This is a genomic window from Aporhodopirellula rubra (genome assembly GCF_014192335.1).
Lineage (GTDB): Bacteria > Planctomycetota > Planctomycetia > Pirellulales > Pirellulaceae > Rhodopirellula > Rhodopirellula rubra.
Genome location: NZ_JACHXU010000006.1, coordinates 337,613 through 363,492, shown reverse-complemented (window position 1 = coordinate 363,492; position 25,880 = coordinate 337,613). Strand labels below are relative to the sequence as shown.

Here is a 25,880-nt window from a genome sequence, read left to right as displayed (position 1 = left end):
GTATAAGGAGGTTGGTGCTGCCTCTGAAACTAGTTCCAATTCTGGAGCGTCTGTTAAAGTTGCTGCCCTCGGATCAAGAGTGCAACTTTACGGCTGACGACGGGCACGCGACGAAGACGGGCTTCTCTGAAAAGCTAGAGCGAGCAAAGGCCAATTACCTGTCAAAGCACCTTAATGCGGCTTTGAAAGGATCAAAATGGGAGCATTCGGCTGGATGGCACCTTTACCGGCACACCTTCGCATCGGGGCTTTTAGATAATGGGTACTCAAAGACTGACATCAAGGAGCTAATTGGCTGGATGAGCGACGAGATGGCACAGCACTATCAGCACCAAACTTTTGATCGGAAAGCCGCCATCATCAACGGCCTTGCCTTACGTTCAGAGGCAAATCATGTTCTCATCATGTTTTCCGCAGGCCACGAAAAAAGGGCTCTCGCCCAAATGAGCGAAAACCCTGTGTTTTTCAGTACGGATGAGAGGATTCGAACCTCCACGTCCTTATCGGACACTAGATCCTGAGTCTAGCGCGTCTGCCAATTCCGCCACATCCGCATGTGTGCCGCGTGAAGATATCCGCTGTGCGGAGCTTCGACAAGACGCACTTTCCGTGAACGCCCGGCAACTCCGTTTTTCGTTCTCGCCTTGAATCGCCGCTGCGGTGGAGGGTGGTGTGCCGAGGGCGTCCGCAGAGGATACGATATCGTCATTCTCCGTTCTCGTTCCGCGTTCCCTGAAACACTGTTTTGGCTGAGCCCACCGAACCCTCGCCGCAATCGATCGCGTCGCCCGAATCGGTGCCGGGAGATCCCCCGCCGCTCGAATTTGAGCCCTCCACGCCGCTGCAGTTTTTGCCGGGCATGGGGGCCGCGAGGGCTGAACGGCTGAGGCGGTTGGGGCTGCGAAAAGCTCAGGATGTGCTCTTTTTCTTTCCACGAGAGCACCAATTCCCGCCACCGCCGACGAAGGTGGACGAATTACGAGAGGGCCAACCGGCGACCTTCATCGGGAAAATCACGGACGCGGAACTCGTTTCACGGACGCCCGGAAAGTCTCTGTTTGCCGCGATCGTCGAGAATGAATCGGGTGCGGTCCGGATCGTCTTTTTCAACCAGCCGTTCCGCGCCGAGCAGTTGACGCTGGATCGATCGGTCCGTCTCAGCGGAACGCCAAAGCTCGCGGGGCTGCGTTGGGAGTTCTCGCACCCAAAATACGAGCTCATCGAGGCGGATGAAGCTGACCCGGAGAACGCCGAAAACAAGGGCGAAATTCTGCCGGTCTATCCGCTCACCGAAGGCGTCAAGGAATACGAACTGCGTCGGTTGACGCGTCGGGTCGCCAGTGTGCTCGCCGAGGGCGCCAAAGAAGTGATGCCGGCATCCATTCGCGAGGCTGCGGGCGTTCGATTGCGGGACGCGGGGATTGAGTTGGCCGGTGACCTGCCTGATATCGCGACGACGCTGCGCGATATTCACTGCCCGCCCTCGGCCGAGACGCTGACGGCTGCGCGAACGCGACTGATTTTTCAGGAGTTGTTTGTCATGCAGCTCGCCCTCGCGATGCGGCGGACGTCGTTGACGGGACGATTGCAAGCACCCGCAATGCCGTGCACGGCCAAAATCCGGCAGCGGATCGTACGTCGTTTTCCGTTCGAACTGACCGCGGACCAGAATCGGGTGATCGATGAAATCGCCCAAGAGATGGGGCGGCAGTTTCCGATGAATCGGTTATTGCAGGGCGACGTCGGCAGTGGCAAGACGGTAGTCGCCATCTTCGCCATGATGCTGGCTGTTGCGTCGGAACACCAAGCGACGTTGATGGCGCCGACAGAGGTGCTCGCCCGGCAACACTTTCAAACGCTCAGAAAGATTCTCGCCGACAGTCGCGTCCGCATCGGTTTGTTGTGTGGTTCGTTGACGGCGGCGCAGCGCCGCGAAACGCTCGAGAAAGTTGCCTCGGGTGAACTGGATCTAATCGTCGGCACGCAAGCTCTCGTGTACGACATCGATTTTCATTCGCTGGGTTTGTGCGTGATCGATGAGCAGCACAAATTTGGTGTTCGGCAAAGGGTGCGTTTGCGTGAAGGCGGTGTTGATCCGCACTACCTCGTCATGTCGGCCACGCCGATCCCGCGTAGTGTTGCGATGACTCAGTTTGGTGACGTTGATCTCAGCACGTTGCGAGAGAAACCCGCAGGACGTGGCGAGGTGCACACGTACCTCGCCGTCGATTCATGGCGGGATCGGTGGTGGGATTTCGTGCGACAGCGGATCGCCGAAGGACGGCAAGCCTACGTGGTCGCGCCGCGCGTCGGCGACGAGACGGTCGCGAGTGATTCGACGAGTGGATCGACGGGCGATGCAGCCGATGCGTTGGACGATCTCGATGCGTTGGATGAGGTGGAGGATGTCACGTCGGTGAACCGCACGTTCGAGCAATTGCGAGACAACGTGTTTAAGGAACAACGCGTTGAATTGTTGCATGGCCGGATGAAAGCGGAGGCGAAGCAGGATGTGATGCAGCGTTTCGCGGATGGTGAAATTGATGTCCTCGTTAGCACAACGGTGATCGAAGTCGGGGTGGACGTTGCCAACGCTACCGTGATGACGATTCTCGGAGGTAACCGATTCGGGCTCGCTCAATTGCATCAGTTGCGTGGACGGATCTCACGCGGTGTTCATGCGGGGTACCTTTGCGTGTTCACCGATGGCGAGCGGTCGCCAGAGGAAAGTGAGCGATTGAAGGTTTTCGAGCAGACGTCCGACGGCTTTGAACTCGCCGAAGCGGATTTCCGTTTGCGAGGCCCGGGCGACATGTTGGGTAAAAAACAAAGTGGTCTGGCGCCGCTTCGGATTGCTGATCTCAATCGTGATGTTGAGGTGCTGCAGGTCGCTCGCATGATGGCCCAAGAGTTGATTGATGAAGACCCCGATATGCAGGCTGACGAAATCACAGGATTGCGTGATCAAGTGCTGCGTCGCTATGGCAATCGGCTCGACTTAGGTGATGGCGCCTGACCACTCTGATTGATCTCTGTCACGACTCAGAGAAGGTGTCTTCGGGGATGCACTCTTTGATTCCTTCTGAATCACCGGTTCGCTGAGCGTGTTTCGCATTTTTTTATGCAAATTTTTCGATTGCGTTTGCGTTGTGATCTCCGTGCGCGGCGAATCATGCGTCTGCTGACGCGCGCATATTGCATTCGCTATCAGCGGTTTTACCCCTTGGTGTGCGGGTGAGAGCGAGCGTGACTTGGGGGTGATCAACGGTCGGGAACACCGGGGCAATGTCTGAATCTTAGGCTACAGTAGAGGTCTGTTAGTGCGACCGGGCCTTTGACGTGGTTTCGTTAACGTTTCGGTTGCCTGCTGCGTGTTGTTGATGGCTTTTAGTAAAAGGTGAGTTCATGAGTTTTCGGTGTCTTCTAGCCTTCGTCTGTGTCGCCGTCGCGGGGCAGTTGTCGGCAAAAGAGAGTGTGATCACAACCGCATTGACTCAGCTTCACCATCATGTTGATGGGGGCAAAATTCTCAGTCCCCAGGAGCAGCGTCAACTGACCGTTGTCATCAAAGGCAACAGCAAGGACTTCGCATCGGATTCAGAATCGTTGGCCAAGGCTTTCAATTTGGTGAGGCTGTTCGAAGAGAAGCACGGTCCGCTGTTCTTGACACCGAAAACGAAAAAGGGATTTGCGAGAGAGGTGGCCCAGGGGATGGAGTTGGAACACGCGATGTTCGCGGTCCAGCAAGGGTTGTTGGATCACGCCTTCACGCCCGATAACTTGAAAAAGTACCGCCGATTGATTGATGGTTTCTACTTCAAGACGTCCATGTATTTCCCAGGGATGGTGAAGCAGTCGGGTGAACCGAGCAAAGTCCACTCGGTGAACATCAATGCATCTCAACCGGCGGCCGTTGGTAGCCCGGTGAGCGGTACCGAAAATGCGGCCCGTCGGTGCACGGGATGGTACCTGCCACCCGGTGCGATAGCCGACGTGGCGGTTCCACCCACGATGGTGAACAAGGGATATTCCATTCGCGTGGGCGCGCATTCGTGGGATCTGAGCAAGAAGAAAAAGATCGAGCGTTTGGATCGTGTGTCATTGGTCTATCCCATCACGCAATCTCGCACATTGGTCGCCAATCCGTTGGGAGGTGGGATCTACATCGAAGTGCCTTATAAGGCCAACGCTGGAATCGTGAAGGTTTGGGTGAAAAACGCTGTCCGAGCACCGTTCTTTTCGATGCGTAGTTTTGACGAGACGACCTTGCAAGAATGGAATGCCGTGGAACGCCGGCATCCGGCCCCGTGGGCTGATTTCGAAACCGACAAATTCATGATGCAGATCCCGACGCCGTGGCTGCAACATCTCAAAAACCCGGTCACATTGATGCAAGATTGGGACAAGGCCATGGATGCCGTCTCGGAGCTTTTTGGGCATCCTTTGGTGCGTCCCAAGACCGTGTTGTATTTGCAGCCGGATGTGGCGATGCGTGGTTCAGCCAACTTCCCCGGTTATCCGCAATCGAACTATCCCTACGATGCCTCTCGTCCAGAACAGTGCCGGGATCAATGGATGATCAAGGGCCCGCAATTCGCCGACTGGACGGTATTTCACGAAGTCGGGCATTCGCAATTCTGTTCAAAGTTCAAAGGCGAAACGGAAGCCCTCGTCAATCTTCCACACGTTGCGATCATGAATCGTAAGTTTGGCTGGAGTCTCGATAAAGCGTTTGGCAGTTCGGTCAACGGGATGTCCCATGTCACTTTGGACGAGGTGGCGATCATGTGGATGGTTACTGAGAACTTTCGTAAGGGCAATCCGATGAACATCACTAATCGACCTGGTGATGAAGTGAAGTATCAGCATCGGGGGTACGGCAAGTATGTCGAGATTGCCAACCTGTTCGGCTGGGAGGCACTGAACCGTTTTTGGACCGAGGAAAACGAAAACTGGAAACCGGGCGACCGGGTTCCGCAAAACTCAGACCCGACCGATAGTCGTATCCTGAGGTTATCGAAGGCAGCCGGAGCGGACCTGCGACCGTTGATTCACTTTTGGGGTGTTCAGCCGGAGCGTCCGGATCTTCTCGCTCGGTCCATTCGGAATGCGGGCTTGAAACCGTCTCGAGAAATCTACGAGCGGCTGGAACACTACAAGACGCTCATCCCGATGACGAATCTTGAGTTTCAGAAACACATGAAACGCGTATATCCCAATGGATTGGGCAAGTTGACCAATCCGCTATATGGCACCGGTTGGTATCGTGCCGCGGCGGCGACCTATAGCGACGCGGATGGCGAGGCGGCACAGAAAGCACTGCAGGATATCATCGATCTTTACTTCTCGACCAGCAACGGATGAGATCCGTTTAGCGGGCCTGATTCGCTGACTCGGGTATGGAGCGGTCTCGCGGTCGGAGAAATTGAAGACGCTGTGTCAACAACGAACGGTAAATTAGTGTAATAGGCTTCCAGCCTGTCGATGGTGGGATGACAGGCTGTGAAGCCTATCCCACTTGTTCGAACCTAAGCGGGACGTTGTCATCGTGGTTCGGGTATACTCAGCGGAGTATTGACTCGTTGAACACGTGGACTCCGATGGCTCAAACGATAAACCGAGATCAGTGCGATGACGGAAAACTTCGTCGTCGCGAGATACTTACCCGGATGCTGTTTTGGGCGGTTGTTGTTGTATTGCTCAAGGTGTTTTTGTCGATCGTCGTGGAGTATCGAAGGTACTTCCCGGCCGATTTTGAATCCAATTTTCTGAGCGGGCGGCGGCATTCGTTCACGGGTGGATATCGTCAGGCGTTTTACGTTCATATCCTTTCGAGCCCGGTTGCGTTGGGCCTAGCGACCTTCCTGATGATAAGTGGTGGAAAGAAACGGTGGCGCGTGCTGCATCGCTTCGTCGGGAGGATTCAGTTTGCTTTAGTCCTGCTGGTGGTCGTGCCGAGCGGCATGGTGATGGCCAAAGACGCGTATGCGGGGCCCATCTCAGCGGCGGGGTTCGTTTCGTTGAACGTGGCAACGGCGGCCTGTCTCATCATGGCGGTATGGCGGGCGCGGGACCGCAAATTCATTGCCCATCGTCGCTGGGCGACGAGGTCTTTTGTGCTGCTAGCGTCTCCCTTGTTGTTGAGATTGATCGCTGGAGCAGCGATTGTGTCTGGTTTGGAATCGGAGCGATCCTACCAACTCAATTCGTGGATCAGTTGGTTGATTCCGCTCCTAATCTACGAAACTTGCTTTGCGTATCCAAAACCGCGACAATCCGAGTTAGTCAACCAAGACAACGTCCGCGTTGAAACAGGGGAATCAGGATGAAGATTGAACAATTTCGACGTGGCAAACGCGTTCTGTTAATGGTTGCTCTGTTAATGACTCACGCAACGCTTGGTTGCGATGGTGACCCGTTTGTGCGGGTTCCCGTTTCGGATGCGGAGTTTTCGAGTCCCGTTGACTATGAAAATTATGACCAGGAAATGCGAGAACTCTCGGCCGGGCAGGCTGAATAAGGGGACACGCGTCAATATGCATTGGGAGTGAAGCGTGATGAGAAGTCAAGCCAACCGAGTTGCCTTTACCCTCGTTGAATTGCTGGTGGTCATTGCGATTATTGGTGTTCTCGTCGGAATCCTGTTGCCTGCAACACGCGGTGCGAAGGAGGCGGCGCGGCGAATGAGTTGCAGCAATAACTTCAAGCAAATCGGTTTGGGACTGCACAACTATCATTCCGCGTACAATCAGTTGCCGATGCAAATGGGCGGCACGTACGACCCAAATTCGGATTGGGGTGGTACGTCGGCACCGGGAAACAATCGTTATCGCCTGAGTTTCCTGGTAGGCCTTCTGCCGTTCGTCGAATCACAGTCGCTGTGGGAGCAGATCGCGACAGGGCAAGATGACCAAAAACGAGAGCTCGCATTCGCGGCGATGGGGCCGGCACCGTGGACGCGGCAATTTGATCCTTGGCAGACAGAGATACCGACGTTTCGGTGTCCATCGGACCCGGGTCTCGGTTTGCCTTCGCACGGTCGCACGAACTATGTCGCGTGCCTGGGTGATTCCACGCATTGGCTCAATACCGGCGCGACACGCTGGGATCCGGATTCATCTGCATGGGTAGACGATCGGGCGAAGCAGGTTGAGGCATCAGGACGCGGGATGTTTGTTCCACGCGCCGTTGTTCAATTCCGGGATGTCCTCGATGGGCTCGCAAACACGATTATGGCGGGCGAGATCTGTACCGATTTGGAGGACCGGGATACTAGGACCAGTGGGTCGTTGGTGAATTCATGGTCGATGATTCATGACACCCCACGTTTATGCGGAGACCAGATCGATTCAGTCCGACCGCAGTTTTGGATTCCCGCGGAAGTCGACGGTGCCCCGGTGAGTATCGGCAGTGGTAATCAACGCCGTGGATTTCGGTGGGCCGATGGAGCGACTCTGTACACGGCAATGAACACGATTTTACCGCCCAATGAAGAGGTTTGTTTCGCCGGTGGCGATTCTGGGATCGGGATCGCTCCGCCGTCGAGTCGCCATCAAGGTGGCACCCACGTTTTGATGGGCGATGGAGCGATCAAATTCATTACCGATTCAATTGAATCAGGGAATTCGGAATCGGGGACGGTCTTTCTAGGTGGGATCGATGGGCGTAAGCCCGGTTCGATCAGCCCCTATGGGTTGTGGGGCGCGTTGGGCACGAGAGCGAGTGCCGAGACGATCGACGCGGAGCTTTGATTGAACGCTCGGTCGCTGTTTAACGTCATTGTCAATTCGAATCGCGAGACGATAGATCCGATTCGATTTGATTGAACGCTGCCGTCCAATTTGACTCTGCCTCGCTGCCTTCGGGGATGGCCAACCGGGCACTCGCGATTTGTTTGAGTGTTTGCTTGCGGAGAGTTTCTCGTTCGCTGCCATCGCTAAGGACGGTGAAGAGCATCCACCGGCATCGGGCGAGGTGAAAATGAGCTTGGAGCAATGATTCGGCGTGTTCGGGGGTGCCCCGGTCGGAGTAACGAAGTTTGTGCAATTGAACCGCCAGTTTTGACCAACCCCAGATCGAGGGTTGCTCCTTCGGGCCTCGGATTGCGGATTGCAAATCAGGTTCGGAGTCTCGCTCGATAGCGAGTTTTTCGAGCGACAACACGGCCTGCATTTGAAGGTCGAAAACGTTGGGGGTGGTTTTGAGTATTTCGCCGAGTACCCGCAGCGACGCGTCGGTCTTGTTTGCCAGTCGCAGCCATTCGGCTTGATGAACCCGCGTGGCGGCGACCAAATTTTGAGGAAACGACTTCATTGCGATCGCGAGTTCGCTTGTTTGGGCTGCATGGTCATAGCACTGCATTGCGACACGATCGTCTGTCGCCTTTTTGGCGAGCGTCGACCACGAGTTTGCAATCCATAACCGGTCGTGCGGACTGACGATGGGGGATTGTGGTGGCAGCTTTGCTAGCGTTTGGTTGAGCGAGGTGACATCGCTCATGGTAACGTTGTCTTTCGCGATGGTCTCTTTGAAGGCGCGAATCGCGGTTGTGAACTGCAGCGACTTGATGTCGCTGCCGCTTTGTTTGCCTAGCAGGCTGTCCAGAGTTTCGAGCGTTTTCTGTGCCCCCTGTAACTTTCCTTCGTCGGTTTGTGCCTGGTATAGGAGTTGGAATACTGTTTTCGCGAAAGTGCTCGAGACGACTACTGTTCGCGGTTTTCCCTTCTTTTGCACTCGGATGGATTTGGTGAGTGGGAACTTGCCTGTGGTAGTCCACCGAATGACGGATTGATTGTTGTGCGTCCGAGCGGCGATCACGGCGAGCATTTGTTTCGCCGTTAACAAGGGCATCGAGGGTGCCTTGAGTTTGGGTTCCATCGACTTAACCGCGGCAGCGAATTGCTGAGACGCTTTTTGTAGGAGGCCGAGCATGGCCTCGGGATCGGCATCCGGATTGCTAGCTTCGGTTAGGAAGATCGTCCAATAGGCGACGCCTGAACCGATTCTCGCGTCGTTTGCCAGTGGAGATTTTTCGTCAACTTGTGCGTAGGCAGCGACGGCCGGCCGAGGATGTCCGAAGGATGCGTACGTTTGCGCGAGGGTCAACCAGATCTTGTTGCGTTGCGGCTCATCGGGCCATTTGGTGTCAATCAATTGGGCGATCGTTTCCATCAGTCGAAGCTCACCCACCTCGTTCGGATTGCCCCAGTGATTAGCCGATGCTTCTTGAACGGCGGCCAAGGCGATGAATGCTGCGTCGCGGGTGGCGCTGTCGTTTGGATCTCCGAGGCGTGCGGCCGTTTCGCCGTAGATGGCGGCCTCCATCAGATGACCCGCCTTGAGCGAAAGAAACGTGAGCAAATAGAGCAGTTCGTTTCGTTTCTCGAGATCATCCCGTTTGAGAGAAAGGCCGTAGGCGACTTTGACGGCGCCGAGCGTTTCGCCGAGCTTGGTCTGATATTCCTCGCTGTCGGTTGCGTCGTCTCCGAGTTCGGACCAGGCCTCATAGCTCTGATACGCGAGGTTGTATGCTTCGTCAAAGAATCGCGAAGACTTGGCGGGGACGACAATCGGAACTCTTTGACGCGGTTCGACCCGCGCGGGAAGTGAAACGGCGGGTGCTTCGGTTTGCCCGCCGTACGGCGAGCGTTCCGATTCGGTGGGAGTGCTTGCGTTTGAATTTTTTGTCGGGGTGACAGACGTGTTTCGCACGCTAGCTCCAGACGCGTTGGCGACGGGCTGAGTAAGCGACGGTGCAGGAATTTTCGTGGCGAGTTCCTTCAGCGTCCCGGGCTGGATAACGATCTCCTTTCGCGGGGCGCTCGCTTGCTGTTGCGTGACGACTTTTGATCGAGCTCGCGCGGACTTGGGTTTGTTGCTGTTACCTGGTTGCCATAAAAACATCGCGATCGACGCTAGCAGCAGCAACGCGACAAAGCCCCCACCTGCAAACAGCGGCCAGGAGTTCTTGTTTTTTCTCTTCGCGGGGCGTGCTTCGTTTGGGGGCTCGTTTCGCTTTTTAGCGTCTTTATCTTTGCGAGTTTTGGGGGCGGTTTCTTCGGTGTCCACCGTGATGATCGGCGTGGCGATGACGGACCGCGTGGCAATGGGTGACGGGGTGGACGCACCGTCATCGCTCGGTGTTGCCGCATCGTCCAGTTCGGGCTGTTGCGGATCAATGGCGGTTACCAGCCGACCCTGGGGAGATACAAAGAGGGTCGCGCCGCAGTCGCATCGCAGCGAAGAGCCCTGTGTCTGCCCGAGTCGGTGCACTTTGAGGCAAACCGGGCAAATGCCTTTGCTTTTAGACGTTGAATCAGTGATGGAAGAGACTCCGGTAGCTTTCGTTGCGCCGACTAATTAGTTCGTAATTATTTCGGTTTCAACGTGATTCCCCAGATGGGACCTCGGGAGGAGTTTCTTGGGCGGGGATATCGCTTTGCCATTGCCGCTCCTTCTGGCATCACGCCGACATCACGATAGTTTCCTTTATGGCTGGTCGCCAGTAACTCAAATTGAGCGGCATCCTTTCTCTGGACTTCCATTCCTCGTGTGTGGATCACGACATTGGGGTTCGGTTTGGCGGCGAAAAATTTGGCAGCACCATCCGTGAATGCTCCGTCACCGAGCACGTAGACGATGTCGGGTTTAAGGTCCATCGCGATTTGAATCGCCTTTTTACCATTCGTCTTCAAACATAGCGGTACCGTGTCGAGCCAGTTGGCCAGCAACGCTTTGTTTTTCGGAGTTGCAGCGACGAGTGAGGGCACGGTGTTGGGGTGCATCATTCCGTAGGCGGTGTCGCTGTAGAAGATAACGTAGAAGCGTTGTTTGGGAGTAAGTTGATTGACGGTCAGCATGAGTTGGATGAGGGCCGTTTCGAATCGACCGCGTGTCATGCTGTTGGAGTTATCAATGACAAAGACGTTGTTGATTGCGGCGAACTTACTGCCGAAGAATGTTGGTTTCCCCTTGGTCGATGCGATCCCTTTTCCCGGGATGGCTGCGGCTTTGGCGGGCATGGTCGGTGGTTTGATCGATGCCGTGCTGACCGTTGAGAGGAAATCAGGCACAGTCGCCGTTTCGGTGACATCGGGAACGACTTCTTCGACCGGAGCCGAATCGGGTTCGTTCTCCATCGGTTCGGTAATTTCGATGGGGTCGGTTTCGATCGTGAATTCTTCGACCAAGCTTTCATTACTGCTCGGTGAAGCCACGATTACGAGGCTTTCTTTTTCCGGGCTAACCAAATAAAAGCTTGCCAGCATGAGCACGATTGCGACGTGGATTAGCACGCTGATGCTGTTGGTACCGAGTTGCCGTATGAGCGACTCACGTCGTTCGGCGAACCAGAATTTCGAACGAAGCCAGTGTTTTTTCCACCCTTCTTGTTCTTCGATTTGCCGTTCTTGTTCGAGTCTTCGTTCCTCGTCGTCCCGTTCGGACTGTTCGATGGCAGCGATCATCGAAAGGGGGGCGACCGTCTTGGAAGCGGCTACGACGGAGTCATCGCTCGATTCCTGTTCGCGTGGAGTGGGAATCAGAGATTCGACCGACGTTGGCTCGACGTCCGTGTCCGAGGAATCAGATTCACGGGGAGCGACAGATTCCGTCGTTGCGGGTTTCCGTCGTTCCCGCAGGAGAAGGTCTTGATAGCCCTGCCGTTCAGGGGCGGAAACCGTTTGGGCGGGGACTTCGAAAAGTCGGCCGTCCTTTTCCAGGATCATCAATCCGCGGCTTTCGGGCCGGTAATAGCCGTTCGCTTCCGCTTGAGAAAGTTCGGAACGCGGGATCAGTAGAAACTCGATGCCATTGGAGACCGAGACAAAACGCGGTTTGCTGGGGGGAGAAGTCATTGGCGACGAGAGGGGCGACGACGGGCTTAGATAGGCAGCTTTATTTGTTCATATGCACGATGAGTAAAGGAAGAACGAGTTTGACGACGGGGTGTACCTGTTCAGTATGTCGGAATCTGCAGATTTTAGCTCTTAAATGCTGCGATTACGCTGGAGAGGGACTGTTTGGCGTCGCCGAAGAGCATGCGTGTGTTTTGTTTGAAAAACAGCGGATTTTCGACGCCGGAGAAGCCGGATGCCATGGATCGTTTGAGGACGAAGACGGTCCGGGCTTGGTCGACGTTGATAATCGGCATGCCGTAAATCGGGCTGTTTTCGTCTTCGCGGGCGGCCGGATTGACGACGTCGTTGGCCCCGATCACGATCGCCACGTCGACGTTCTCGATTCGCCGGTTGATATCGTCCATTTCGACCAATTGGTCGTACGGTACGTTCGCCTCGGCGAGTAGGACGTTCATGTGTCCCGGCATTCGTCCGGCGACGGGGTGGATCGCGTAGCTGACTTCGGCACCGTTTTCTTCGAGCAGTTCACCGAGTTCACGTACCACGTGTTGCGCTTGAGCGACCGCCATTCCATAGCCCGGCACCATCACGACAGACGAGGCGGCTTCCAGGATGAGGTAGGCGTCATCCGGCACAATCGGTTTGACTTCGCCTTCGACCTTGGTCGCGGTTTTCGCGGCGGTGAATCCGGAGAACAGCACGTGGCTGAGCGAACGGTTCATTGCCTTGCACATGATGTTGGTCAGGATGATACCGGCGGCACCAACGAGTGAACCGGCGACGATCAGGATTGTGTTGTTAATCGCGAGACCCGCAGCACAGGCGGCGAGTCCGGAGTAACTGTTGAGCAGTGAGATCACAACGGGCATGTCGGCACCGCCGATTGGAATCACCGCCATCACGCCGAGGATCAGTGACAGGACGATGACGACATAAATGAGCGTCGAATTCCATGTCTCCGGTTGGGCGACCATCATCGCGCCGCACCCGATCATCGCCACGAGCAGGAGGAGGCTGATGAATTGTTGACCGGGCAGCGAGATCGCTCGGCTGGGCATCGTTTCGGAAAGTTTCCCCCACGCGATGATGCTGCCTGAGAACGTGACGCCACCGATCAGGATCGAAATCAGAATCGTGACAATGGTGAACGTGGTTTGCGGGAGTTCCGCGTCGGTGGCTCCGCCCATGTCGAGGGCGGCCCATCCGACCAACAAGCTCGCGATACCTCCCGAGCCGTTGAACAACGCGACCATTTCGGGCATGCCTGTCATCGCCACCCGCTGGGCCGCGACGGCGCCAACGATCGTTCCGAGGACAGCGGCGACGGCGATCCAACGGAAATCGATGATCTCTCTCGAACCGAGCGTCACGACGACGGCGACCAGCATTCCGAGAGAGGAGAGTTGATTGCCTCGCACTGCCGTTGCGGGCGAGCTGAGCAGTTTCAAGCCGTAGACAAAGAGAATCGCCGAAAGGATGTAAACGGCACCAATCAATTCAGGGCTCATACTCGTGCCTCCGGTTCATCTTTCTTCTTAAACATGCCCAGCATGCGGTCGGTGACCATGTATCCGCCGACCACGTTGATCGTCGCGAAGAAAACGGCGGCCGCCCCGAGCCAAGTGGCCCACTCCCCCATTTCGCCACCGGCGAGCGTGAGGGCACCGACGACCGTGATCCCGGAGATGGCGTTGGCGCCTGACATCAATGGCGTGTGCAGCGTCGCGGGGACTTTCGAGATTAGCTCGAATCCCAAAAAGATCGACAGCATCAAAACGAAACCCAGTAACACGGTTTCCATGATCGATTCTCGTAGTTGTTAGTTCTTGTCTTGAAGCATTGGGTGGATGATTTGGCCGTCTCGCGTGATTACGGCGGCTTGGACAATTTCGTCATCGGGCGACAAATTCATTTGCTTGGATTCGGTGTCCCAAAAATCGCTGATCAGACTGACGAGGTTGTTGGAATACATTTCGCTGGCGTTGCGACTGACGTGGGAAGGAAGGTTGCCCATGCCGAGGATTTTGACGCCGCCGACGTCGACAATCTCGTTGAGTACCGAGCCTTCGACGTTGCCACCGGATTCGACGGCCATGTCCACCACAACACTGCCCGGTTGCATCGCGGCGACCATTTCGGCGGTCACGATTCGCGGCGCGGGTCGTCCGAACAACTGTGCCGTGGTGATCACGACATCGGATGCCGCAATGACGGTAGCCTGACCCTGTTTCTGCAGTTCAATCTGTTCTGGAGTGAGTGCCTTGGCGTAGCCCTGTTCGGTTTGGCCGACTTCGCCGAGATCGATTTCAACAAATTTGGCACCGAGCGAGCGAACTTGTTCGGCGACGACGGGCCGTGTGTCAAACGCTTCGACGCGGGCACCGAGTCGTTTGGCGGTTGCGATCGCCTGCAGTCCCGCGACGCCGGCACCGATGATGAACACGCGAGCCGGGCGAATCGTCCCCGAGGGCGTCATCATCATTGGGAACGCTTTGGGGCAATGGTAGGCCGCCTGGATCACCGTGACGTAGCCTGCCAAGTTTGCTTGGGAGGACAGGGCATCCATCTTCTGTGCCCGAGTGCTTCGCGGAATCATCTCCATCGATAGCGAAGTAACGCCTCGTGACGCCATCGCATCGACTAGGTCACGCCGGTTCATCGGATCGAGGAAGCTGATATGCACCGCACCACTTTTGAGTGATTCGATTTCCTGCAGTTCCGGTTGGCGGACGCGCAGCACCATGTCCGATTGACTGAGGACGACGTTTCGATCGCTTTGGAGCGTCACACCGACGTCTTCGTATTGTTGGTCAGAGAATCCAGACGAAACTCCTAGCCCCGACTCGGCGACGATTTCGAAACCGAGGCGGATCAGTTTCTTGGCGTTGTCGGGCACGAGTGCTGTTCTGAGTTCGCCCGGCCAAGTCTCGACCGGCACACCAATTCGCATTTCATCTCTCGATTGTTTCACGTTGGGACATCTCGAACTGTCCATACCAGCCTAAGCTGAGCCGAGGACGAAAGAAAGTAGATGCGACGTTTGGGAGCACCGCAGCGTGTGTGGTCACCACGTGTGGTAGATTGGGGCATCGGAATTTTTCGTCCGAAATTGCTTGTCGTCTGAAATTCGACCGCCGGTGAGTGGCACCAGTGAGGGCTGTACCCCCGTTAATCGTCGGGGGTGCTCGACGTGCGAGCGATTCGTTCAACAAAATTCGTGCTCGCGGCGTGGGCGAATTAATCATCGGCCTAACTAAACAACAGCAAACGAGCCGGCTGTCTCACTCGAAGACTGATGTTGTAACTGCCCTGCCCTCGCTGCTGTTTCTTGGCAGACTTTCCCTCCCCGATTATGGAGCGTTTCGTGATGCGATTTCTTTTTGCTCCCGCAAGCGTTGTGTTCTGTTTTATGCTGGCCGTGTTGGATACTCCCTTTTTGCATGGCGAAGTCGCGGAGGGGTGGATGGATGGAATACGGCCTAATATCGTTTTTATCTTGGCGGATGATTTGGGATATGGGGAGCTCGGTTGTTTTGGGCAGCAGAAGATTAAGACGCCGAATCTCGATCGTCTTGCCAGCCAGGGAATGAGGCTGACTCAGCACTACAGTGGTGCGCCGGTTTGTGCACCGGCGAGATGTGTTTTGATGTCGGGCCAGCACCTCGGACACGCCGAGATACGTGGTAATCGAGATTCGGGCAACGGTCGCAAGTTTCCGGGGCAATGGCCGATCACCGACGAACTCGTCACGATCGCGGAAGTGTTGAAAGCGGCCGGATACTCGACGGGAGGTTTCGGAAAATGGGGGCTCGGCCCGACTGACTCATCGGGCGGACCGAACCGGCAAGGATTCGATCGCTTCTTTGGATACAATTGCCAACGCAACGCCCACAGTTACTATCCACCGTTTTTGGATAGTGACGAGGAACAAGAAACGATCAATCAGAATCCAGTACCCGGCCACCTGAAGCAGCCTACCGGCGAGGTGATCGCAGACGACTTTCGCGGCGAGGTTTATGCTCCGGACCGGATTCTTGCGGAGGCCGTCGATTGGCTCGGTAAGAATAAAGAAAACCCTTTCTTCTTGTACCTGCCGTTTGTCGAGCCGCACGTTTCGATGCAACCGCCGCAGGAATGGATTGATCGATACCCGGCGTCATGGGACGAAGAGAACGGTGTCTACCGTGGCGAGAACGGTTACCTGCCGCATCCACGTCCGCGTGCGGCGTATGCGGCGATGCTCTCGGACTTGGACGAACATGTCGGCACTATTTTGGATCGTCTCGATGACTATGGGCTGTCGGAGAACACGTTGGTTGTCTTTACGTCTGACAACGGGCCGACGCATGGTGGGCGTAATTTTCGGTTTCACATCGGTGGTGCGGCGTGTACCTTTTTCGATTCCGCGGGCGGTTTAAAAGGGTACAAAGGCAGTTGTTATGAAGGCGGTTTGCGAGTGCCCTGTATCGTGCGTTGGCCGGGCAAGGTGCAGCCGGGCTCCACGTCGTCGATGCCGTCTTACTTTCCCGATTGGTTTGCGACGTTCACCACGATCAGTGGCGGTGAGGCTCCCGCTCATCAACGGTGCGACGGTGTGGACCTCAGTCCCGAGTTAATCGGCCAGGGGACGCCTGATCGTGAACGCCCGCTGATGTGGGAGTTTGCTGGTTATGGAGGAGTCTTTGCGATCCGCGACGGTGAATGGAAAGCGGTGCGTCGGCGAACGAAAGGCAAAAAGCCGGCCGACTGGGAGCTTTACCATTTAGCGACGGACCCGAATGAGTCGACTGATGTCGCAGGTTTGCATCCCGAAATGGTTGAACGCCTCGCAACTCAGTTCTCAAACGAGCGGACTGCGGAACCCGATTTCCCTCAACCATTGCTCGATGACTGAGACGGCTCGAGCGGTGACACTGCTCGATACGTGAGATTGCCGTGATCACGGGTTCGCGATGTAAAAATCAACGAATGATTTCATCGGAATCGAGAATGATCGTGACGGGACCGTCATTGGTCAGTGACACGGCCATGTCGGCGGCAAAGATTCCACGAGCGACGTGGATGCCGAGCGAGGCGAGGTGATCGGCGTACGTTTCGTAGAGTTCACGTGCGATGTCCGGAGACGCGGCGCCGGTGAACGAGGGGCGTCGACCTTTGCGGCAATCAGCCAACAACGTGAATTGGCTGATCGCGAGAATTCCGCCACCGGCGTCGATCACGTTCCGGTTCATCTTGCCGGCATCATCGGAAAAGATTCTTAGGTTGGCTGTTTTATCGGCGATCGTGCGCACCGTTTCAGCGGTGTCACCGTGAGCGATCCCGACGAGGGCGACCAAGCCGTGATCGATTTGGCCAACGATCTCGTGATTGATTCGAACGTCGGCGTGTAAACTGCGTTGGAGGATGACTTTCACGCGGAAGTCTCGCTAAGATGATAAAAGGAATGAGGTTCGTTTCTTTTCGCGTCCCGTGTGAATCGTATGCCGTATTTGTTCACTTGCCCACACTGTCACACGCGAACGGAGGTCGAGGATGAGTTCAGCGGCCAGTCGGGTGAATGTGTGGTTTGTGGTCGTGAGATCACGTTGCCGAATTTTGCCCCCGGTGCGGTGGCGCGTCCGTCGGGTGGCGTTCGCATTGGAAAGCGGCGGCGTTCGGCGGCGTGGGTGGCGGCTGCGGTTGTGATGTTATTACTCGTCGGTGCGTCCATTATTGCCGTCGCACGGGTAGGTGGTTCGACGGCGCAGAAACTGCGACAAGGACGCGAACGGATTGCGAGTATCAAGAATTTGGAGACGATTGCTCAGGCACTCAACGCATACGCCGCTGATCACGGTGCCTACCCTCCTCCGGCAATCAAGAGCCGCACGGGCAAACCGCTGTTGTCATGGCGGGTGATGATTTTGCCTTATCTCGGTGAAGAAGAATTGTACGACCAGTTCAATTTGAACGCGGCCTGGGATAGCGATCAAAACCAGATGATCACCTACCAAGCCATGCCGTCGGTGTATCGACACCCCAATTCGCAGCCATGGGCGACGGACACGGCTTATCACTTAGTCACGGGGGCGGGGACGTTGTTCCCAAAGACGGGGCCGTTGGGGCCGAAGCAAGTGGTCGACGGTGCGACCAAAACGATTCTGTTGGTTGAGTCGCAGGGTTCGAGTAGCTGGACCGAACCAATCGATTTGGACATCGTTGCTTCGGGAGGACGGATCAACTCGGTGACCGGAAACGATTTCGGTGGCGTGACCGAGGGCGGTGTTTGCGTGGTGACGGTCGACGGTCGTGGGCATTTTCTGCCCGAATCGACGGCGGCGATGACGGTCAACGCGCTGGTTACGCCACGTGGAGGTGAACCGTTGCCTGATGATGTGTTGGATTGACCGGCGTTGAACGCGAGAACTCGCTGGTGTTTTGCACTGGCTAGATGGTTCGCAGGTTAGAGGCAACCGGTTCGGAGTCAGCGTGTTCATCAAACGCAAAACGCCTGCGTCACATTGCAGTGATGCAGGCGTTGTTGAGTTGAGCACGTTTCAATTAACGGCTTAGTATTCTCGCGGGGTGACGCGTCCTTGAACGCGGCATGGCAGACCGTGGATTCGCAGGAATCCTTCCGCGTCGTCTTGGTTGTACGAGCCGCCGCCTTCCATCGTCGCGATTTCTTCGTCGTAGAGGCTGTTGGGGCTCTGACGCGAGGCGACCATGATGTTGCCTTTGTAGAGTTGCAACGTGACTTCGCCGGTGACGGGTTTTTGTGCTTCGCGGATGAACGAGAAGAGGGCGTCCATTTTGGGTGTGTACCAGAAACCGTAGTAAACCATTTCGGCGACTTCCGGTGCGAGTCGGTCTCGCAGGTGCATCAGGTCGCGGTCCATCGTCAGTTGTTCGACGTTCATCAATGCGTCGTAGAGCACGGTCATGCCGGGCGATTCATAGACGCCGCGGCTCTTCATGCCGACGAATCGGTTTTCGACCATGTCGATGCGTCCGACGCCGTTGCGACCCGCAATGGTGTTGAGTTGTTCGACCATTTCGAGGGCCGAGACTTTGTTTCCGTTGAGGGTCACGGGGACGCCGGATTCGAATCCGATGGTGACTTCTTCGGCTTTGTCCGGTGCAGCTTGTGGTGAAACACCCATTCCGAAGTCAACCAGTTCGACGCCGTTGACGTCGAGTTCTTCCAGTTTGCCGGCTTCGTAGGAGATGTGAAGCACGTTTTCATCGCTGCTGTACGGTTTCGCCGTTGACGCTTTGACGGGGATTCGTTTGGCGTCGCAGTACTCGATCAGTTCGGTACGGCCGGGGAACGCGTCGCGGAACGATTTGATTCGCCATGGGGCGATCATTTCGATGCTCGGGTTCAGGGCTTCGGCGGCGAGTTGAAAACGGCACTGGTCGTTGCCTTTGCCGGTGGCACCGTGGGCGTAGGCGGTGGCGCCGACTTCGCGAGCGACTTCGAGGCAGACTTTGCTGATCAGCGGGCGGGCGATGGAGGTGCCCAGAAGGTAAATTTGCTCGTATTTGGCTTGCCACGCGAGGACGGGGAATGCGAAATCGCGGCACAATTCCTCACGGACGTCGACCAAGCGTGAGGACTTCGCTCCGCACGTGCGGGCCTTCTCCATAATGGCCTCTCTGTCCTCACAGGGCTGGCCTAAATCCACGTAAACGCAGTGAACTTCGTATCCTTGATCCTGGAGCCATCCGAGGATGACGGAGGTATCGAGTCCACCGGAATAGGCCAGCACGCAACTTTTCATATCGAATCAACATCCAATGACGAGAGGAATTTGTCTATGTTTTGGGGGTTGATCATTTAAGTGGCCGCTGCCCAAAGACGCAAGCGGCAGTATAAATCGACATTCTTCCATCCAGCGTCATTTTGCCCCACAAAATCTCTGATGAATCCCCCTGCCCCGCAAACCCCTTCTGTCGGCGACGTCGCCCCCTCTGACCTACTCGATTTGCTCGCGTCGGTCGCGAAAGGAACGGTGGGGGTGGAACAGGCCGCTGGCAATGTCGCGTCGATGATTTCCGCGGCAAACGTGGGGACCCGGTCGGATCTCGGCGGTGTCGCCGCCATTCCCGGTGCCACGGTTGATCTGGGACGCCGTGACCGCTGTGGCTTTGGCGAGGTCATTTACGGAGAAGGCAAGAGCACGGATCTGATGATCCGTATCGTCGAGGCTCAGCTCGACGCCGGTCAAACCTGTCTGATCACGAGGATCGACCCGACGTCCGCGGCCCAATTGCGGCGGCACTTCCCTCACACGCATCACAATCCATCGGCGAGGACGCTTCGTATCGCGCAAGATACCGAGTTGCTCGCGACGCCCGTGCTTGACGAGAACGTGGCTCACGTGGCGGTGGTCACGGCGGGCAGCACGGATGCATCGGTCGCGGAGGAAGCGGTCGAAACATTGACGTGGATGGGGATCGCTCATTTGCGAGTCGAGGACATTGGGGTTGCCGGACCGCAACGGTTGTTGGCGGCGGTTCCCTCGCTGCGAAAGGCGGCCGCCATTGTGGTGATCGCGGGGATGGAAGGTGCATTGCCGCCGACCGTTGCCGGTCATGTCGGTGTGCCCGTCTTTGCGGTCCCGACGAGCACGGGCTACGGGGCCAACTTCGGTGGGTTGACACCTTTGATGGGGATGCTGACAGCATGTGCCCCAAACGTAGCGGTGGTCAACATTGATGCGGGATTCAAAGGTGCGTATCTGGGCGGTTTGGTTGCGGCGCAATTAATTACGAACGACAACGGAAAACACTTGAACGAACAACCGGCCAACGAGTACGAAGGCGTTTGAGCCGGTTGGGCACCTCACAGCAATCGGAGATGCGATGCAACGTCCAATCAAACTGCGAGACCGGAGTGCCTCGGATCACAAGGGGACGTTTGGGCGCGTACTTTTGGTCGGTGGGTCTCGCGGTATGGCGGGATCGATTTCGCTCTCGTCCGTCGCGGCGCTGCATACCGGATCTGGATTGGTGGCTGCAGCGGTGCCGGACCCGATTCTCGAAACCGTTGCCGGGTTTCACGCGGCATTAATGACGATCGCGTTGCCTGAAAAAAACGGCAGCTTCTCCAGTGAAGCGTGGACGTCGCTGAATGAGTTAATCGCGAGGCAAGATGCGATCGGCGTTGGGCCGGGGATGACGACGAACAACGGCAGCGTCGCAATCGTGGAGGGATTGCTGCGTCAACGTGAAACACCGGTCGTGTTTGATGCCGATGCATTGAATGTTATCTCGAAACAACAATGGTTCGACGACGACACTTTGGCACGCAAGCAAGACGATGCGTCCTTTGTGTTGACACCCCATCCCGGAGAGTTGTCGCGATTGACCGGTGTGCCCACGAGTGAGGGTGACGGGCAACTCGACGCGGCGAAGCAATTGTCCGACCGATTAGGAATCACGATCGTCGTCAAAGGTGGCCCCACACGAGTAACCGGTCGCGGTTCGTTAGATGAACCGGTTCAAACTTATGTCAACACGACTGGGAACCCCGCGATGGCGACGGCGGGGTGCGGTGACGTGCTGACCGGAGTGATTACCTCATTACTCGGTCAGGGTTTGTCCGGGTGGGACGCCGCTCGGTTGGGCGTTTGGATCCACGGGCGTGCGGGTGATGTGGCCGCATCGGCAATCAGTTCCGCGGGCATGACGGCCGAGCATCTGGTCGAGACGCTGGCGATTGTGGCGGACGAGATGTCGGACTGAGTACGTCGGACTGAGTCGCTAAAAAAACAGCCGGCACGCGGGATTGTTTCCCACCTGCCGGCTGATTCGAGTGAGGCCGGACGCCGCCGTGAAGTACGGCGGCGTCGATAGCTCAAGCGGTTCTATCGGATCACGAGCAGCATTCGAGTGTTACCGCGACGCACGACGACTTGCAGTGGAACTTGTTGACGTTGGGCCTCGGCGAGGAGCTGAGTCAATTGCGCGACCGAGTTCACGGGCCGGTTGGCCGCTGCTTCGATCACGTCACCGACTTGCATTCCCGCATCCGCTGCGATTCCTTCATCACTGACGCTGGTGACGATGAGGCCCTGGTCCAAATCGGTGTACCCGTATCGCTCGGCGGAGCGAGGGGTTACCGGTTCGAGTTCAGCACCCCACGCGGTGCCAGCACCGAACATGGCCATCGCCTGGTCGGTGCGTTCTTGCAAGTTGACGGTCACGTCCATGGTTTGGCCGTTTCGGTTGACCTTCATTTGGACACTTTCACCTGGTGGGCGGCTGGCGATGTAATTCACCAATCGTGAACTCGTTGTGACGGGGCGGCCGTCTGTTTCGAGGATCACGTCACCGGGTTGCAGTTTCGCGTTGGCGGCAGGTTGTCCTTCGAGGACACCGCGAATCAACGCACCTCGGCTCACCTTCAGGCCGAATTCTTCAACGACTTCGGGAGTCACGTCTGCGACTTGAGCTCCCAGGAACCCGCGTCGAACTTCTCCGTTCTCGATGATCGAGGTCAGGACCGGGCGTGCGAGACCGACGGGAATGGCAAAGCCGATCCCCGCGCTCGCTCCAGAGCGGGAAAGGATTGCCGTGTTGATACCGATCAGTTCGCCTCGCAAGTTCACCAACGGCCCACCGGAGTTTCCAGGGTTGATGGCAGCGTCGGTTTGCAAGAAGTCCTCAAATCCGTGACCGTCGTCGACGATCCCTTGAACGCGGTTCTTGCCACTGATGATGCCGGCCGTCACGGTTTGATCGAGACCAAACGGACTGCCGATGGCGAGAACCCAGTCGCCGACTTGGATCGCATCACTGTCTCCGAATGGGACGGCCTGCAAACCGTCTCGGTCAATTTTCAGGACTGCGAGGTCCGTTTCCGGGTCGGTGCCGACGACATCCGCGTCGATTTTTGAGCCGTTGCTCAATTCGACGGTGACGATGTCGGCGCCTTCGACAACGTGGTTATTCGTGAGGATGTAACCGTCTTGGCGAACGATCACGCCGCTTCCCTGGCCTTGTTGTTGAGGTTGGGCGTTTTGGCGTCCGCGTCCATTGCCGTCGCGGAAGTATTCTTCGAAACCGGGTGGCAATTGGCGACGCAGGTTCGGTGGCAGACGCTGAACCCGAGCGGCGACGTCGGTTTTTGTGCTAATGCTCACAACGCTCGGACGCATTACTTCGGCGACGGTGCGAAACGCTGTTGAGATGTCTTGAGCGGTGTTGAGATTCTGAGTTGCGGCACGACCGCGAATTTGCTGGTCGGCAAAGGCGTCGTTGTTTGCGCCGTGCGGCAAACTCATCATGACACCCACAACGAGCGTGGCGACCCAGGCGGTCGCTAAGACGATGCTGATACGCTTCCACTGCATTTGCATATTGGCGTTCTCCTAAAAGGGGAAAGTTGGGGGTTTTCTCAGTGTTCCAGCCGAATAGGGGATTACGTGCTGGTCTTAATTTTTGTTGATCATTCGCATCCGGAGACGCGAGGGCAAATTTGGCAGCGAATTTGCTGCGACAATATTGCATAAGCAAACAACGCACCAATTTGGTAACTTGTTCGTTGGGTGTTTTGCAGTTTGGTGATTGTCGATACCCTTTTGTGTGCACGAAGGGGCCTCAAGTGCCCGATAAATCAGGTGCCTGGATCATTCAGGTAGCCTCAATTCTGTTTCAGTGGGCCTGGGTCGCAGCGAGTCGTGTGAAATGATGGATCTGGATATGATGCAACGAACCCTGACTGTGATCTTGGCAGGAGGTCGCGGGTCGCGGCTGGAACCGCTCACGCGAGACCGTGCCAAGCCGGCCGTTCCGATCGGAGGGTGCTATCGCATCATCGATTTCGTGTTGAGCAATTGTCTCAACAGTGGCATGCGACGGTTGTTGTTGCTGACGCAGTACAAAGCTCAATCGCTCGATCGCCACATTCAGCTCGCCTGGACGAACTATTTCAGTCGTGAGCTCGGCGAATTTATCGACGTTGTTCCTCCACAGCAACGCATCGACGACAATTGGTACCAAGGCACCGCGGATGCGGTTTACCAAAATATTTATGCCATCGAACGTGAGATGCCCGAGCATGTGGTGATCCTGGCAGGCGACCATCTGTACAAGATGAATTACCACACGATGGTGGATTTCCATCACCGGATGGGTGCCGATATCACCGTGGGGGCTTTGCGGGTCGACCGTGATGAAGCTCGCCAATTCGGCGTCATGCAGGCAGACGTGGATAACCGTTTGCTTGAATTTGAAGAGAAACCGGACAACCCGAAGCCGACGCTAGACAACCCGGACGTTTGTCTCGCGTCGATGGGGATCTATGTCTTCAACACCCGGTTCTTGTTCGAGAGGTTGTGCGATGACGCGACGGATCCGAACAGCAGCCATGACTTCGGTAAGAACATCATTCCGGCGGCGATCGCGGACAGTAATGTATTTGCATTTCCGTTCACCGATGAAAATCGCAAGAACGACGCCTATTGGCGTGATGTGGGAACACTCGATGCGTACTACGAAGCCAACATGGACTTGGTCAACGTGGACCCTCAACTGAATCTCTACGATTCTCAGTGGCCGATTCGTTCGTTTCGCCCACAGTTGCCGCCGCCGAAATTTGTGTTCGGCAGCGAGGGCCGATCGAGCCGCAAGGGGGTCGCGCTCGATTCGATCATTTGCCAGGGGGCCATCATCAGCGGCGGCAGTGTGATGCGTTCGATCATCGGGGCGGGATGCCGCGTGAACAGTTATTCCCAGATCGAAGACAGTATTTTGTTTGATGACGTTGAAGTGGGGCGACACAGTCGCATTCGCCGCGCGATAATCGATAAAGGTGTGCGTATCCCGCCGGAAACGGAAATCGGCTATGATCCCGTTTTAGATGCCGCCCGAGGGTTGACGGTGACGGACAGCGGGTTGGTGGTGATCGCTCGAGGGGAGTTGATTCACGCCAACAATTCGGTTTCTTCGTTCGCCTGACACCGGTCCTGCCTGGATTGATGTACTGATGCCGCCCGTGAACCCCCTTTTGCTTTTTGGCAGTTTGGTCCTTGCCGTCGTTTTGGTTTTGATCGGGTTCTGGTTGGGCAGGCGACGTGCGGCGACGCGGAGAATCGTCGAAATACCGCCTCTGGTCGATGATGATGATCGGCAACGGATCGTCGGTTTGCTGCAAAGTCTTGCACGGTGGACAAACGAATATTCCGGCAACGTTTCGACCTACCAATCGGATCTTCAGCAGATCAGCAACGATGTCCGCCAAAGTCTCAGCGCGGCGCAGAGGGATCGCCAATCGGCGAGCGGGCGGGATGATGCCCAAGTGCTCGGCGATGCCCGGATGATGACATTGATCTCTCAGATCATGGGCACCAACGAGGAGTTGCAATCGAGACTACATGCGGCCGAAAAACAGCTCGAAGAACAAACTCAGCAGATCGAATCCTATCTCACCGAGGCTCGCACGGACGGTTTAACGGGGCTGTATAACCGACGTGCGTTCGACAGAAAACTCGATGAAATGTTCGCCGTTTATCGAGGGGGCGGAAGTTCGTTTGTGTTGATTTTGGTCGATATCGATCACTTTAAATCGATCAACGACAACTACGGGCACCCCGTTGGCGACATGGTTTTGCAGCGGCTCGCGTCGTTGCTCGAATCCAACCTGAGTGATGCTAAGATGGTATCCCGGTTCGGCGGTGAGGAATTTGCGATCCTGATGGACATCCCACTCCGTATGGCCGCGGACCGCATGAACAAACTGCGGAAGCTGATTTCGGAGGAACCGATTCAGACCGGCAGCGAATCGATCAACGTCACGATGAGCGTCGGATTGAGCGAGCCGCGAGATGATCTCGTCATTGGTCCGATCGTTCGTCGTACCGACGAGGCGTTGTACTGCGCCAAAAATCGCGGCAGGAATCGAGTCTACTTCAACGACGGTTCGGGGCCGCAACTCGTCGGTGCTCCCGAGATCGCACGGTCGTGATCGTGTCCTAACGGAGTTTCCGTTCATCAGGCATACTGGGCGTCTGTTTCATCCGTCCTGCCTGAGAATGT

The 25,880-nt window shown here is 56.4% G+C and carries 19 protein-coding genes, 1 tRNA gene and 1 pseudogene; 12 read left to right on the top strand and 9 right to left on the bottom strand.

From position 1 onward, the window contains the following. Positions 1–14: 14 nt before the first annotated feature. Positions 15–329, top strand: a pseudogene (locus FHS27_RS31635) (tyrosine-type recombinase/integrase); the annotation flags it as partial. Positions 330–469: 140 nt separating this feature from the next. On the opposite strand, the gene FHS27_RS11010 reads toward FHS27_RS31635, so the two are convergent. Beyond that, positions 470–554, bottom strand: a tRNA-Leu gene (locus FHS27_RS11010). Between the two features lie 242 nt (positions 555–796). Between FHS27_RS11010 and recG the strand changes: the two genes are divergently transcribed. From recG to FHS27_RS10985, 5 genes are all read left to right on the top strand, one after another. Further along, entirely contained in the window at positions 797–3,016 is a 2,220-nt protein-coding gene (gene recG, locus FHS27_RS11005) for an ATP-dependent DNA helicase RecG (RefSeq protein ID WP_184305045.1), read from the top strand. A 389-nt stretch (positions 3,017–3,405) separates the two neighbouring features. Continuing rightward, positions 3,406–5,364: a M60 family metallopeptidase gene (locus FHS27_RS11000; protein WP_184304985.1), complete on the top strand. Its 1,959-nt coding sequence runs from the start codon at positions 3,406–3,408 to the stop codon at positions 5,362–5,364. 236 nt (positions 5,365–5,600) lie between these two features. Then, positions 5,601–6,329, top strand: a complete 729-nt coding sequence (locus FHS27_RS10995) for a DUF2306 domain-containing protein (protein ID WP_184304984.1) — start codon at positions 5,601–5,603, stop codon at positions 6,327–6,329. Further along, positions 6,326–6,520 (top strand): hypothetical protein, encoded by a 195-nt coding sequence (locus tag FHS27_RS10990; protein ID WP_184304983.1) that lies wholly within the window; start codon positions 6,326–6,328, stop codon positions 6,518–6,520. Before FHS27_RS10995 ends, FHS27_RS10990 begins: the two co-directional genes overlap by 4 nt. Positions 6,521–6,554: 34 nt before the next feature. Next, on the top strand, positions 6,555–7,751 hold the full coding sequence (locus FHS27_RS10985; protein WP_390853210.1) for a DUF1559 domain-containing protein: 1,197 nt from the start codon (positions 6,555–6,557) through the stop codon (positions 7,749–7,751). Positions 7,752–7,782: 31 nt separating this feature from the next. Here the strand turns inward: FHS27_RS10985 and FHS27_RS10980 are convergent, their stop codons facing one another. The 5 genes from FHS27_RS10980 to FHS27_RS10960 form a co-directional block, all read right to left on the bottom strand. Then, complete coding sequence (locus tag FHS27_RS10980) at positions 7,783–10,272, bottom strand: hypothetical protein (protein WP_184304981.1); 2,490 nt, start codon at positions 10,270–10,272, stop codon at positions 7,783–7,785. Between the two features lie 98 nt (positions 10,273–10,370). After that, positions 10,371–11,855, bottom strand: coding sequence for a VWA domain-containing protein (locus FHS27_RS10975; protein WP_184304980.1), 1,485 nt, complete (start codon positions 11,853–11,855; stop codon positions 10,371–10,373). 125 nt (positions 11,856–11,980) lie between these two features. Then, positions 11,981–13,366: an NAD(P)(+) transhydrogenase (Re/Si-specific) subunit beta gene (locus FHS27_RS10970; protein WP_184304979.1), complete on the bottom strand. Its 1,386-nt coding sequence runs from the start codon at positions 13,364–13,366 to the stop codon at positions 11,981–11,983. Further along, on the bottom strand, positions 13,363–13,659 hold the full coding sequence (locus FHS27_RS10965) for an NAD(P) transhydrogenase subunit alpha (RefSeq protein WP_009098324.1): 297 nt from the start codon (positions 13,657–13,659) through the stop codon (positions 13,363–13,365). The genes FHS27_RS10970 and FHS27_RS10965 overlap by 4 nt, the downstream gene beginning before the upstream one ends. An 18-nt stretch (positions 13,660–13,677) precedes the next feature. Beyond that, positions 13,678–14,808 carry a Re/Si-specific NAD(P)(+) transhydrogenase subunit alpha gene (locus FHS27_RS10960; protein WP_184305044.1) on the bottom strand — a complete coding sequence of 377 codons (1,131 nt, stop codon included), beginning with the start codon at positions 14,806–14,808 and terminating at the stop codon, positions 13,678–13,680. A 417-nt stretch (positions 14,809–15,225) separates the two neighbouring features. Between FHS27_RS10960 and FHS27_RS10955 the strand changes: the two genes are divergently transcribed. After that, entirely contained in the window at positions 15,226–16,752 is a 1,527-nt protein-coding gene (locus tag FHS27_RS10955) for an arylsulfatase (RefSeq protein ID WP_246419445.1), read from the top strand. Positions 16,753–16,819: 67 nt separating this feature from the next. Here the strand turns inward: FHS27_RS10955 and dtd are convergent, their stop codons facing one another. Next, positions 16,820–17,272, bottom strand: coding sequence for a D-aminoacyl-tRNA deacylase (gene dtd / locus FHS27_RS10950; protein WP_184304978.1), 453 nt, complete (start codon positions 17,270–17,272; stop codon positions 16,820–16,822). Between the two features lie 66 nt (positions 17,273–17,338). Between dtd and FHS27_RS10945 the strand changes: the two genes are divergently transcribed. Next, the gene (locus FHS27_RS10945) at positions 17,339–18,244 is read left to right on the top strand and encodes a DUF1559 family PulG-like putative transporter (protein ID WP_009098317.1); all 906 of its coding nucleotides are present in this window, start codon (positions 17,339–17,341) and stop codon (positions 18,242–18,244) included. Between the two features lie 162 nt (positions 18,245–18,406). On the opposite strand, the gene FHS27_RS10940 is transcribed toward FHS27_RS10945, so the two are convergent. Then, the gene (locus tag FHS27_RS10940; RefSeq protein ID WP_009098315.1) at positions 18,407–19,621 is read right to left on the bottom strand and encodes an argininosuccinate synthase; all 1,215 of its coding nucleotides are present in this window, start codon (positions 19,619–19,621) and stop codon (positions 18,407–18,409) included. Between the two features lie 141 nt (positions 19,622–19,762). Here FHS27_RS10940 and larB point away from each other — a divergent pair, with 141 nt between their 5' ends. Both larB and FHS27_RS10930 read left to right on the top strand, forming a co-directional pair. Next, on the top strand, positions 19,763–20,671 hold the full coding sequence (gene larB, locus FHS27_RS10935; protein ID WP_184304977.1) for a nickel pincer cofactor biosynthesis protein LarB: 909 nt from the start codon (positions 19,763–19,765) through the stop codon (positions 20,669–20,671). A gap of 34 nt (positions 20,672–20,705) precedes the next feature. After that, complete coding sequence (locus tag FHS27_RS10930; protein ID WP_184304976.1) at positions 20,706–21,587, top strand: NAD(P)H-hydrate dehydratase; 882 nt, start codon at positions 20,706–20,708, stop codon at positions 21,585–21,587. Between the two features lie 122 nt (positions 21,588–21,709). Here the strand turns inward: FHS27_RS10930 and FHS27_RS10925 are convergent, their stop codons facing one another. Next, complete coding sequence (locus tag FHS27_RS10925; RefSeq protein WP_184304975.1) at positions 21,710–23,203, bottom strand: Do family serine endopeptidase; 1,494 nt, start codon at positions 23,201–23,203, stop codon at positions 21,710–21,712. Between the two features lie 328 nt (positions 23,204–23,531). Between FHS27_RS10925 and glgC the strand changes: the two genes are divergently transcribed. Together glgC and FHS27_RS10915 are read left to right on the top strand one after the other, a co-directional pair. Next, complete coding sequence (gene glgC, locus FHS27_RS10920) at positions 23,532–24,803, top strand: glucose-1-phosphate adenylyltransferase (protein ID WP_044253781.1); 1,272 nt, start codon at positions 23,532–23,534, stop codon at positions 24,801–24,803. Positions 24,804–24,831: 28 nt separating this feature from the next. Continuing rightward, entirely contained in the window at positions 24,832–25,809 is a 978-nt protein-coding gene (locus FHS27_RS10915) for a GGDEF domain-containing protein (protein ID WP_184304974.1), read from the top strand. Positions 25,810–25,880: the final 71 nt, after the last annotated feature.